The 12,038-nt window shown below is 48.4% G+C and carries 11 protein-coding genes and 1 pseudogene; 10 read left to right on the forward strand and 2 right to left on the reverse strand.

Annotated features, from left to right (window positions below; all coding sequences use genetic code 11):
• The 3 genes from JHU38_RS07990 to JHU38_RS08000 all read left to right on the forward strand — a co-directional run.
• Positions 1–255 (forward strand): hypothetical protein (locus tag JHU38_RS07990; protein ID WP_207859340.1); only part of this gene is annotated, 255 nt, incomplete at its 5' end.
• 168 nt (positions 256–423) lie between these two features.
• Positions 424–822, forward strand: coding sequence for a 2-amino-4-hydroxy-6-hydroxymethyldihydropteridine diphosphokinase (locus tag JHU38_RS07995; RefSeq protein WP_107582671.1), 399 nt, complete (start codon positions 424–426; stop codon positions 820–822).
• Positions 819–2,099, forward strand: a complete 1,281-nt coding sequence (locus tag JHU38_RS08000; RefSeq protein WP_107582672.1) for a M64 family metallopeptidase — start codon at positions 819–821, stop codon at positions 2,097–2,099. Before JHU38_RS07995 ends, JHU38_RS08000 begins: the two co-directional genes overlap by 4 nt.
• Positions 2,100–2,219: 120 nt before the next feature.
• Here JHU38_RS08000 and JHU38_RS12430 read toward each other — a convergent pair.
• Together JHU38_RS12430 and JHU38_RS08010 are read right to left on the reverse strand one after the other, a co-directional pair.
• Positions 2,220–4,548, reverse strand: a pseudogene (locus JHU38_RS12430) (TonB-dependent receptor).
• 591 nt (positions 4,549–5,139) lie between these two features.
• On the reverse strand, positions 5,140–5,952 hold the full coding sequence (locus JHU38_RS08010; RefSeq protein WP_107582673.1) for a DUF5715 family protein: 813 nt from the start codon (positions 5,950–5,952) through the stop codon (positions 5,140–5,142).
• 117 nt (positions 5,953–6,069) lie between these two features.
• Between JHU38_RS08010 and JHU38_RS08015 the strand changes: the two genes are divergently transcribed.
• The 7 genes from JHU38_RS08015 to JHU38_RS08045 are packed head-to-tail and all read left to right on the forward strand — an operon-like array spanning position 6,070 to position 12,003.
• A complete protein-coding gene (locus JHU38_RS08015; RefSeq protein WP_107582674.1) occupies positions 6,070–7,083 on the forward strand; it encodes a PhoH family protein in 1,014 nt (337 codons plus the stop codon).
• The gene (locus tag JHU38_RS08020) at positions 7,061–8,011 is read left to right on the forward strand and encodes a phosphoribosylaminoimidazolesuccinocarboxamide synthase (protein ID WP_107582675.1); all 951 of its coding nucleotides are present in this window, start codon (positions 7,061–7,063) and stop codon (positions 8,009–8,011) included. The genes JHU38_RS08015 and JHU38_RS08020 overlap by 23 nt, the downstream gene beginning before the upstream one ends.
• A 1-nt stretch (position 8,012) precedes the next feature.
• Positions 8,013–8,744 (forward strand): bifunctional demethylmenaquinone methyltransferase/2-methoxy-6-polyprenyl-1,4-benzoquinol methylase UbiE, encoded by a 732-nt coding sequence (gene ubiE / locus JHU38_RS08025; protein ID WP_107582676.1) that lies wholly within the window; start codon positions 8,013–8,015, stop codon positions 8,742–8,744.
• 12 nt (positions 8,745–8,756) lie between these two features.
• Entirely contained in the window at positions 8,757–9,503 is a 747-nt protein-coding gene (locus tag JHU38_RS08030; RefSeq protein WP_207859342.1) for a shikimate dehydrogenase family protein, read from the forward strand.
• A 33-nt stretch (positions 9,504–9,536) separates the two neighbouring features.
• A complete protein-coding gene (locus JHU38_RS08035) occupies positions 9,537–10,703 on the forward strand; it encodes an AIR synthase-related protein (protein WP_107582679.1) in 1,167 nt (388 codons plus the stop codon).
• Between the two features lie 5 nt (positions 10,704–10,708).
• Positions 10,709–11,821 carry a peptide chain release factor 1 gene (prfA, locus tag JHU38_RS08040; RefSeq protein WP_107582680.1) on the forward strand — a complete coding sequence of 371 codons (1,113 nt, stop codon included), beginning with the start codon at positions 10,709–10,711 and terminating at the stop codon, positions 11,819–11,821.
• 35 nt (positions 11,822–11,856) lie between these two features.
• Entirely contained in the window at positions 11,857–12,003 is a 147-nt protein-coding gene (locus JHU38_RS08045) for a hypothetical protein (RefSeq protein WP_199222677.1), read from the forward strand.
• Positions 12,004–12,038 lie beyond the last annotated feature (35 nt).

Genomic DNA, 12,038 nt, shown 5'->3' on the forward strand with positions numbered 1-12,038 from the left:
TGTCCCCACAAATTATCCGGTGAGCCAACAAAACAAGAATATAAAAACAGTTTTTATATGTATGCGTTTTCACAAAATTATTTAGGACACTATTGGTTCAATGGTGCTTGTCCAATCATTCGTTGCCATGCGTTTTGTATAAGGCCTATACTTATAAGAGGCTTGATAAATCCAAATCAATCGTCAGAGAATGGCGAGAACATAGCCAAGTTTGCAATGAATTATCAATCGTTCTCTGTAAAATTATATATCTAAAGACCGGTTTGAGTTAAACACAAAAAGAGGATGGAGTAAAAGAACAAAAGACCGCCGACAAGGTGCCTTCGATGTAGCCAAGGCGTTAAATTATAACAAATAAACAGCATAAATATAACATGGTTATAGAATCTAAAGTAAATTTACGGAAAATTAGAATCGTGTTGAATGATACACACTATTATAATAGGAATAGGAAGCAACTTCGAATCGGAAGAAAACGTTCGCCGGGCTGGGAAAACGCTCACGGGTCTGTTTCATGACTGCGTCTGGAGCCCTTTTATCAGGACCGAACCGGTCGGCATTTGCTCCAAGCCCTTTCTCAACGGGCTGCTTCGGGCTACCACGACTTTAGATGAGACGGAAATCAACCGCCTCTTGAAAGAGACGGAAAGCCAACTGGGCCGCAGTCCGGTAGACAAGCAGAACGGGAAAGTGACCATCGACCTCGACCTGATGGCTTTCGACGGGCAAAGACGACACGACCGTAACTGGCTGTTTCCGTTTCAGGAGCGACTTCTCAAGGCACTGAACAACAAACCCAATAACATAATAAGCATTATATGAAAAATCGTTTTTTCTATCTTTTGCTGTTCTTGACATTCTTCGCGACGAACGGTATGGCTCAAGACTTCAGCAAGTACTTTACCGACAAAACCCTGCGTATCAATTACACCTTTACCGGTGATGTCAGCAAACAGGACATCGCGGTCGACGAACTGTGCGTCGAACCTCGTTGGTGGGGCAAGCGCAACCGCCTGACCGAGGTGCCCATGGAGGGTAACGGGCAAATTATCGTGAAAGATCACGCCACAGGAGCCGTCATCTACCGCAACTCTTTCTCGACTCTTTTCCAGGAATGGCTCTCCTATCCCGAAGCACAGACCACACGAAAGTCGTTCGAAAACGTTTTTCTCGTGCCCATGCCGCTCAAGAAAGCCGATGTTACCGTGGAATTATACAACAACCACCGCCAGATCATCACACAGATGACTCATACCGTCGATCCCACCGATATTCTCATCCGCCACACCGGTTATAAAGACGTAACGCCCTATGAGACGCTGCAAATGCCAGACGACACCGCCCGTTGCATCCGTATTGCCTACATCGCCGAAGGATATCAGCCCTCCGAAATGCCGCTCTTTATAAAAGATGTAAAGGAAGCCATGGAAGCTATGTTTGCGCACGAACCCTTCAAGAGCCTGCGCAACCGGTTCCATATCGTAGCCGTCAAGGCGCCCTCCGTTGACAGTGGGACGAGCGAACCGCGTGCCGGCATTTGGAAGAACACGGCTCTTCACTCGCACTTCGACACGTTCTACAGCGAACGATATCTTACGACACTCCATCTGAAAGACCTCCACGAATGGTTGGCCGGCATCCCCTACGAGCATATCATCGTATTGGTAAACACAACAACCTACGGCGGTGGCGGCATACTGAACTCCTATAATCTCACCGCAGCCCATCACCCGAAGACCAAACCCGTCGTCGTACACGAGTTCGGGCATAGCTTCGCGGGCTTGGCCGACGAATATGCCTACGAGGCGGAGGCCATCCCCATGTATCCTAAAGATACCGAACCTTGGGAAGCCAACATTACCACGCTGAAAGATTTTCATAGCAAATGGGAAAATATGCTTGATAAACGAACGAAGATACCTACACCGCTGAATCCCAAGCACATGGAGAAAGTCGGAGTCTACGAGGGTGCGGGCTATAGTCTGAAGGGCGTTTACCGTGCGTTCCAGGACTGCCGCATGCGCACCAATGAGAATCCGGAGTTCTGTCCGGTATGCCGCCGACAGATTGAACGCGTCATCCGCTTCTATACCGAATAGTACCGACAAGACCAAACCATATAACCAAGAGAAGGAAGACCGCCGCTTTGCGAGGCAGTCTTCCTTCTCTTGATATTATCAGGCTACGGGACGGTGGTGACATCGCAACCTCACGATACGCTAATAGCTGACCTTCACCCCCACGTAATAAGTACGTGGCTGTGACGGTCCGTAGATATAGGCCGCGTCTCTGTTCCATCCTCGGTCTATATCTTTCTGATAGGCATCCGTCAGGTTCTGTACGCCGCCATTCAACTGCACCTTTACTCCATCAATCGGTTTGATGTCGTAGGTAAGTTTCAGGTTAAGCGTCATGAACGCGGGGGTATTGACAGCCACGGGCTTCGCTACTCCCGAACCGGCCGCATGCCCCACGAGCATACCGCCCGTATAGTTACCCGTCAAGCCCATCGTGAATCTCTTTACAGGCTCTACGGTTGCCGTGAAATAACCGTAAAGATTAGGTGTGCGCATCATTTTCCGTTCTTTCGGGGCCTCTTCATCCCAAACCACGGCTTCCTTGTAGCGACTTTGCTGCCAGGTTATGCCAGCCTGTAATTGAAACAGGCGCGAGAAGGCCGCTTTTCCCTCTACGTTCAAGCCCAATACCGTCGCCGCGTTAGCATTGTAACGCTCCAATATTCCGTTACCGAACGCGTCTTTCTCTTCCAGTTTGCGTTGGGCGAATACGTCGTCAAGATGAGTAAAGAAGCCCTCAATGAGCAGATTGGTCTGCACTTTACCAAACACGTGATACATGTCGGCCGAAAGGCTTATGCTGTTTGACCTCTCTTCTTTCAGTCCGGATGCCAACCGTGTCTTCAGGCGCTCTCCTCCGGCCAGCGTTGTATGCAGGTCTTCGTCAAATGTCTGCGGCGCACGGAAACCTCCGGCATAGGTCAGACGCAGGTTTATCTCTTCAATAGGGTTGAAACGCAAGTTCGCGCGCGGACTGAAAATAAGCTGCTTTATCAAGTTGTGCTTGTCTACACGGCCGCCCAGCAACAGGCTCCACCGCTCATTCTTCCATTCATTCTGGAAGAAAAGACTGCCCACACGCACGTGCTGCCGTGTGATGACATTGTAGCCAAGCGCATGGTCTTTCAATCCATCATAGCTATACTCTGCGCCCAATGTAAAGTCGGCCGGCATAAATCCCAGACGGGCAAAGGAATGAACAAACTGCATTCCGCCCAAAACATTCAGGTCGCGCGTCTTGCTGTAGGCTTTCAGGCGAATCGTCACCAGTACCCCCGTAATAGCTGTCACGCGACACGCTTTGGAACGAGGCGTAAGCAGTCAGGTGATTCAATCCGTCAGGCGTAAAAAGATCATAGCCCAAATTGCCACCATGGATTTCATGTCGAAGCTGTTCGGCGATATTCGACTCGTGCGCCGGCAAACCAAGATGATTGCCGCCTCGTCTGAATTCATTCAAGGCATGATACTGCAACGTAAGTTTGGAATAATTGCTCAACCGCAAAAACGAATTGAGTCCGACGGTCTTGTTGACCAACTTGGGCAAATCCGTAAACCCGTCATGGTCGCGGTCATAGCCGTCACGGTGGCGACTGCTGGCATAGACTGAGAAACCGGCTCGGTTGTTTTTCGAGACAATCGACGTGTTGAGAGTGGTGCTGTTGTCAAAAGACTTCCCGCCTTCCATGCCCATCAACGTGTGCGACAACTCGGCCCAATTGCCCGTAGGCTCTTTCGTTATGATATTGATGGTACCGCCTATGGCTGACGAACCAAACAAGGCAGAGCCTCCTCCACGTGCCACCTCCACACGTTCTACCATGTTGGCAGGAATCTGTTCCAGACCATACACTCCTTGCAATGCCGTAAATACGGGGCGCGAGTCGATGAGTATCTGCGAATAGTGGCCGTCGAGCCCATTGATACGCACTTGCGAGAAGCCGCAGTTGGCACAGTTGTCCTCCGTCCTTACACCCGGCTGGAAGTTAAGTCCTTGAGCCAGACACAACGACTGGGTGATATCAAACATCCGGGTGTCGATAACATTAACCAATGTTGGTGCGTTACGCCGCAACGAAAGGCTCCGGTTGGACGATACGACAACCTCGTCCAGCGATATCTCATCTTCCGTCAGCGAGAAGTCGAGCGTGCTTTGCACGTTGCCCACCACGTTTATCGGCTGCCGTGCCGAACGATATCCGGCCATCCTCACCTCAATGGTCTGCCTGCCTTCGGGTAAATTTTCCAACCGGTATCGGCCTTCCGCGTCGGTCACGTTGACCAGCATGGTGCCCAATATCTTCACACTGACATGCGATAAAGGCTCGCCTGTCTTTTTCTCCTTAATCACTCCCGAGATGCTCGCCCCGGTTCTCCTGCTCGGCGATTCGGCCCAAGCGGTTGTAAAAACGCACAACGACAGTAGCAGCGCAAGCATACCACCACGTTGAATTACTTTTATTCTATTCATCATACTTTCTTGCTTTTGATAAATTTTAGAGTCATTATCTATTGACGCAAAGGTAATCTCTCCCTTGCTTTCGGACAATACCTAAAAGCTATGAATATATCTTGGCACGCGTTACCGAGTTTTAAGTAAAGCCTTATACTAAAAATGGCCGGCTAAACATTTTTAATATGTAAGCTTTATATGGATAAAAGCTGACACACCCATAGTAAATCTCTCATTTTGTAAAGAAAACCAACCAAAATTTAACATTTAAAAACACCACCGTTTAGCGAAAAAAGAATAGAAAACAAGCCGTTATTTTGCCATTGTTGAGCTTTTTCGCCCTCAAAGGGCAGCTTTGAAAAGCTGAAAGTTATGCTTTTAGAGAGTCAAAGGGCTGCAATGATAACGCAAAAAGGCAACAAATAACGACCATTTTCTATGCAAAATACCCTCAAACAGATGGTCGCGAAATCACAAGAAAACCTAATAAACTGACTGACAGCAGTTTACAAACATCATGAAAAATGGCGTTTTTTCAACCAAAAGATAAGTCGATTGAAAATAATCGAAGGATTTTGAGGCTTTTGTAAAATAAATTCGGAATGGAATTTATCTGACGGTGATGTGGAAACAACCCTGATGCACCTCATACTTTATCCAACAACGGTTGGACTGCCGCATGTCGCGCAGCACCTCGCTCAACACCCATTTCAGGCTGTCGTTGCGCACTTCACGCCGGGGTTGGTCGGCTGTCTGAACGGTTTTGTAACGATTGTAGCACACGTCGAAGGTCGTTCCATAGAGATGGCACGAATTTTCGGTGGCGTTCTGGTTGCGCCCCCGCAACTTAGTCACGTCGGCCTTGCTTCGCAATACGCTCGTGACAATGATCTTATGCAAAGGTATGCCCTTTATCTGCAAGCTGTCGAAGAAGTTACGGCCTATCTCCTGAAGCAACGCAGAGGCACGGGGAACAAGATAAGGCACGCTATTGTTGAGGTTATCTACATAAAAATAAGGATTGCTACCCACGTAAACCAGCTCGGTTTTTCGTGCTTCGGCATCGGTACGATTGGCTACCGGCTTCACGCCCCAGCGTTGTGCCGAAAGCAGTTGTACGTCATTCTGATCGGGAAAGGTGTTTCCGAAATGCGGAACGCTCAGGATTCGATTCTTGACAGGTGTGCCATCGCTCTTGAAAAAACGAGTGAAAGCAAGCGGTAACGAATCGGTAACGATTTGGGATTGCGCAACAATGGTATCAACAGGCTGCCGCGACGCCAGAAACGTATCGACAGAAGTCGGCAAAGCAGCCTTCGGAGAACGAGAAGAGGCCACTTCGGGAAAGACACATCTTACCATTCCCAAAGCAACTACAATGATACCAAAACCTTGAATATATCTTTTCTTACTCAAAATCATTTTCCGTTTTCCTTGCTTTGTGGCACAAAGGTAACAAAAAGCAAAGATATCTTTGTCGTATTCGTTGTTTTTTTATATTTTTGCAGCGTAATTACAATTAAGTAAAGACTCCTTATTTTGATAGAGAAGCATATTGTTCTTGAAGACATTGACCCCGTTGCGTTTTACGGTGTCAACAATGGCCACTTACAGATGGTCAAGTCTCTTTTCCCTAAACTGCGTGTAGCGGCACGCGGTGACGTAGTTAGAGTGCTGGGAGATGAAGAAGAAATGGCCAAATTTGAAGAGGCCATCGAACGCATACGCAAGCATATACTCAAGTATAACCAGATAAACGACGAAGACATTCTCGATATTATCAATGGTCATGCCACCAAGGCCGACGCGGTAAAAGGCGTTTTGGTTTACAGCATTTCGGGACGACCCATCAAGAGTCGCAGCCATAATCAGCAGAAATTGATTGACGCCGTAGAGAAGAACGACATGGTATTTGCCGTTGGGCCGGCCGGAACGGGCAAAACTTATCTCAGCATTGCGCTGGCTGTAAGGGCCTTGAAAGAGAAGACCGTCAAGAAAATCATCTTGTCGCGTCCGGCTGTTGAAGCGGGTGAGAAGCTCGGATTCCTACCCGGCGACATGAAAGATAAGATTGATCCCTACCTGCAACCACTCTACGACGCGCTCGAAGACATGATTCCAACCGTGAAATTGCAGGATATGATGGAGAAACACGTCATTCAGATTGCCCCTTTAGCCTTCATGCGAGGCCGCACACTGAGCGACGCCGTCGTAATTTTGGACGAAGCACAGAACACGACTCCCCAACAAATCCGTATGTTTCTGACCCGTATGGGATGGAATACGAAGATGATTGTTACGGGCGACATGACGCAGATAGACCTACCTCGTGAGCAGAAAAGCGGACTAAAAGAAGCGCTTAACATACTGGGCGACGTGGAAGGAATAGGTGTGGTGAAGCTGGGAGAGAAAGATATTGTACGTCATAAGCTCGTTACCCGTATCGTCAATGCCTACGATGCTTACGACAAAGCAAACGAAGAAGATAAGAAAACGAATAAAAACAAGGTTTTAAAATCAAATATCCCCAATGAAAGCATTAACCAAAACTGACTTCCATTTTGATGGACAAAAGAGTGTTTACCACGGTAAAGTACGTGATGTATATAACATCAATGACGACCTCATGGTGATGGTTGCCACCGACAGAATATCCGCTTTCGACGTGGTGCTGCCTAAAGGAATCCCTTTTAAGGGTCAGGTGCTGAACCAAATCGCCGCCAAATTCCTGGATGCGACAAGCGATATCTGTCCCAACTGGAAACTGGCGACCCCCGATCCCATGGTTACGGTAGGCCTGAAGTGCGAAGGTTTCCGTGTCGAAATGATTATTCGAGCCATTCTGACCGGCAGTGCATGGCGCGAATACAAGAATGGTTGCCGTGAGATTTGTGGTGTAAAGTTGCCCGAAGGCATGCGTGAGAACGAGCGATTCCCTGAACCCATTGTCACTCCTACGACCAAAGCAGACGAAGGCCACGACCTGAACATCTCGAAAGAAGAAATCATCAGTCAGGGTATCGTGTCGGCCGAAGACTACGCCATCATGGAAGATTATACCCGTAAGCTATTCAAACGCGGACAGGAAATTGCCGCTAAGCAGGGCCTCATCCTCGTAGATACAAAGTATGAGTTTGGCAAGCGCGATGGCAAAGTATATCTGATTGACGAAATTCATACCCCCGACTCAAGCCGCTACTTCTATGCCGATGGCTACGAAGAGAAGTTTGAGAAAGGCGAAGCACAGAAGCAGCTGTCTAAGGAGTTTGTACGTCAGTGGCTCATTGAGCACAACTTCATGAACGAACCCGGACAAACCATGCCTGAGATTACCGAAGAATACGCGGAAAGCGTGAGCGAACGGTACATCGAACTCTACGAGCATATCACCGGAGAAAAGTTTGATAAGGCCGTAGAAGAAGGCGACATCAATGCCCGTATCGAAAAGAACGTGAGCACCTATCTGGCCGGCCGAAAATAAAATGTACAAACAAGAAGAGATAAAACCTTACCACGAAGGTGACAAAGGACAACAGGTAGAGGCGATGTTTGACAACATTGCTTCTACCTATGACACCTTAAACCACCGGCTGTCGTGGGATATTGACAAATACTGGCGCAAGAAAGCCATCAGGCAACTGGCCCCTTACCACCCGGAAAACATTCTGGACGTGGCTACGGGCACAGCCGATTTTGCGCTACAAGCCGCCAAAATGCTCAAGCCGGTTCATCTAACAGGTTCGGATATCTCGGAAGGAATGATGAAGGTGGGCGAAGAAAAGGTGAAAGCAGCTGGACTAAGCCACATCATTTCCTTCGTAAAGGAAGACTGCATGCGGCTGAGTTTCGCCGACAACTCTTTCGATGCCGTGACGGCCGCTTTCGGAATACGCAACTTTCCCGACCTTGATCAAGGATTGAAAGAGATGTGTCGTGTGCTGAAAAAGGGCGGTCATCTGAGTGTTATCGAACTAACGACACCCGTCTCATTCCCTATGAAACAACTGTTTTGGCTTTACGCCAACACGGTGCTTCCCCTTTATGGTAAAATAATCTCTAACGATGATAGCGCATATAGCTATCTGAACAAGACGATAGAAGCGTTCCCACAAGGCGAAACCATGATGGAGGTGCTCAAACGGGCCGGTTTTGCCAAAGTAAGTTTCAAGCGACTCACTTTCGGTATCTGCACCATGTACTTCGCGGAAAAATAAAACAACAAGATTATGGATAAATACGGACTGATTGGACTAACCCTTGGGCATTCGTTCTCGAAGAACTATTTCAATGAGAAATTCGAGAATGAGCATATCCATGCCACGTACATCAACTTCGAGATTCCATCCATCAAGGAACTGACCGAGGTCATCGCGCAGAATCCGGAACTGAAAGGATTCAACGTTACGATACCTTACAAGCAGCAGATAATGGACTATCTGGACAAAATCACGCCCGAAGCCAAAGCTATTGGTGCCGTCAATGTCGTGAAAGTTTCGCACAAAGGCAAGAAGACGACTCTGAAAGGCTACAACAGTGACGTTGTGGGATTCACGCGGAGCATAGAACCGCTGCTGGAACCGTGCCATAAGAAAGCGTTGATTTTGGGCACCGGCGGCGCTGCCAAGGCCATTGACTACGGTTTGAAGTCGTTGGGACTGGAAACGGTCTTTGTCAGTCGATATAAAAGTCCGGGAGTCATCACCTATGACGACATCACCGACAGCATGATGAAAGAATACAGAGTCATCGTCAACTGCACCCCCTGCGGCATGTATCCGCATGCCGAAGAGTGTCCCCGGCTGCCCTATGAGGCCATGGACAGCCACACCCTGCTCTACGATCTGCTTTACAACCCTGACGAAACGAACTTCATGAAGCAAGGCGCCAAATATGGCGCGACCGTGAAAAACGGCTTGGAGATGTTGCTTTTGCAGGCTTTCGTGTCGTGGGATTTCTGGCATGAGGGCGAATAGGAGGCAAAGATAACGGATATAAAAGAAAGAATCATGGACAACAGATATATGATGCGCGGTGTTTCTGCCGCCAAAGAAGATGTGCACAACGCCATCAAGAACATTGACAAGGGCATTTTTCCGCAGGCTTTCTGTAAGATTATCCCCGACGTGTTGGGCGGAGACCCGGAATATTGCAACATCATGCACGCCGATGGTGCCGGTACGAAATCGTCATTGGCCTATATGTACTGGAAAGAGACGGGCGATCTGAGTGTATGGAAAGGGATTGCCCAGGACGCCATTGTCATGAATACGGATGATCTGCTCTGCGTGGGCGCCGTTGACAACATCCTCGTTTCGAGCACGATCGGCCGCAACAAAATGCTGATACCCGGCGAAGTCATATCCGCGATTATCAATGGCACGGACGAATTGCTGTCAGACATGCGAAAGATGGGAATCGGAATTTATCCGACCGGTGGCGAAACGGCCGATGTAGGTGACCTCGTGCGCACGGTAATCGTAGACTCAACCGTCACTTGCCGCATGAAACGAGCCGATGTAATTGACAACACCAACATCAAGCCGGGTGACGTTATAGTCGGTCTTAGTTCCACGGGACAGGCCACGTATGAAAGCCGTTACAATGGCGGCATGGGCAGTAATGGCCTCACTTCGGCACGTCATGATGTCTTCAGCAAGTATCTGGCAGAGAATTATCCTGAAAGCTACGACCATGCCGTACCATCCGAATTGGTCTACAGCGGCCGTTACAAGCTGACAGACGCCGTAGAAGGTTCGCCCGTAAACGCAGGTCAGCTGGTTCTCTCTCCCACTCGTACCTACGCGCCGGTCATCAAGAGAATACTGGATGAAATGCGCCCGGAGATTCATGGCATGGTGCATTGCACAGGCGGAGCCCAGACGAAAGTGCTCCATTTCGTCAACGACAACTGCAAAGTAATCAAAGACAACATGTTCCCCGTACCACCGCTGTTTAAAGCCATCCATGATTGCTCCGGAACAGATTGGAAAGAAATGTATCAGGTGTTCAATATGGGACACAGAATGGAAATCTACGTGCGGCCTGAAGTTGCCGAAAAAGTAATCGACATCAGTAAAGAATTCAATATAGACGCCCAAATTGTGGGACACATTGAGGAAGGACAGAAGAGCCTTACCATTCACAGCGAATTTGGAACGTTCGAATATAAATAAACAATATGCCGGAAAATAATAGCATACTCGAGAAATTAGACGGGCTTGAAGCTCGTTACGAAGAAGTAAGTACCCTCATTACAGACCCAGATGTGATAGCGGATCAGGGGCGATACGTGAAGCTCACCAAAGAGTGGAAAGACCTGGGCGACATCATGAATGCCCGCAAACGCTACATAGATTGTCTCAATTCAATCGAAGAGGCCAAAGATATCTTGACGAACGAAAGCGACGCGGACATGAAGGACATGGCGCGTCAGGAATTGCAATACAATGAAGAACTGAAGCCTAAACTGGAAGAGGAAATCAAGATACTGCTGGTTCCAAAAGATCCGGAAGACGCAAAGAATGTACAAATGGAAATCAGAGCCGGGACCGGAGGTGACGAAGCCTGTCTGTTTGCCGGTGACTTATTTAATATGTATAAGCGCTATTGCGACAACAAAGGCTGGCAACTGAGCGTAACCGATGCTTCTGAAGGTGCCGTGGGCGGCTTCAAGGAGATTGACTTTGCGATCAGTGGCACCGATGTATATGGCACGTTGAAATATGAAAGCGGCGTGCATCGTGTGCAACGCGTTCCCGTTACGGAAAGCAATGGACGCATGCAAACGAGCGCGGCTACGGTTGCTGTATTGCCTGAAGCCGACAAGTTTGAAGTAAACATCAACGAAGGTGATATCAAATGGGATACTTTCCGTTCGAGTGGAGCCGGCGGTCAGAACGTGAACAAAGTGGAATCGGGTGTTCGTCTGCGCTATCCATGGAAGAATCCGAACACCGGTGAGGTGGAGGAAATCCTGATAGAATGTACCGAAACCCGTGATCAGCCCAAGAATAAGGAGCGTGCCTTGAGCCGTCTCTATACGTTCATTCACGACCGTGAACACCAGAAATACGTGGACGATATTGCCAATCGCCGCAAGAGTCTGGTATCAACGGGGGACCGTTCTGCCAAGATTCGCACCTACAACTTTCCGCAAGGTCGCGTGACCGATCACCGTATCGGGTTCACGACACATGACCTGCAAGGATTCCTGGGAGGCAACATTCAAGACATGATCGACGCGCTGACCGTTGCGGAAAACGCGGAGAAGATGAAAGAATCGGAACTGTAATCACCTGTCAAACAAACAAAACAATTAACATCATCATGGGAATCAGGTACACAAAGAAAACGGATGAGAATGAAAACAAGGAGAAGACCGTACAGGCCGAAGAGTTTATCAATCTCATGACCTCAACCAAAAGAAGCACGAGGAAAATCAAGGAACTGCCAAGGACCGAAGTCGGCAAATAGTTTTTCAAACCACAACAAATAAGAATAGAAATTAT

The organism is Prevotella illustrans, from assembly GCF_017426725.1.
GTDB classification, from domain to species: Bacteria; Bacteroidota; Bacteroidia; order Bacteroidales; family Bacteroidaceae; genus Prevotella; species Prevotella illustrans.

Coding starts and splice junctions, on each gene's coding strand:
- JHU38_RS08045 (WP_199222677.1), top strand. CDS start 11,857: ATGGGAATCAGGTACACAAAGAAAACGGATGAGAATGAAAACAAGGAG.
- JHU38_RS08000 (WP_107582672.1), top strand. CDS start 819: ATGAAAAATCGTTTTTTCTATCTTTTGCTGTTCTTGACATTCTTCGCG.
- JHU38_RS07995 (WP_107582671.1), top strand. CDS start 424: ATGATACACACTATTATAATAGGAATAGGAAGCAACTTCGAATCGGAA.
- JHU38_RS08010 (WP_107582673.1), bottom strand. CDS start 5,952: ATGATTTTGAGTAAGAAAAGATATATTCAAGGTTTTGGTATCATTGTA.
- JHU38_RS08020 (WP_107582675.1), top strand. CDS start 7,061: ATGAAAGCATTAACCAAAACTGACTTCCATTTTGATGGACAAAAGAGT.
- JHU38_RS08030 (WP_207859342.1), top strand. CDS start 8,757: ATGGATAAATACGGACTGATTGGACTAACCCTTGGGCATTCGTTCTCG.
- prfA (WP_107582680.1), top strand. CDS start 10,709: ATGCCGGAAAATAATAGCATACTCGAGAAATTAGACGGGCTTGAAGCT.
- ubiE (WP_107582676.1), top strand. CDS start 8,013: ATGTACAAACAAGAAGAGATAAAACCTTACCACGAAGGTGACAAAGGA.
- JHU38_RS08035 (WP_107582679.1), top strand. CDS start 9,537: ATGGACAACAGATATATGATGCGCGGTGTTTCTGCCGCCAAAGAAGAT.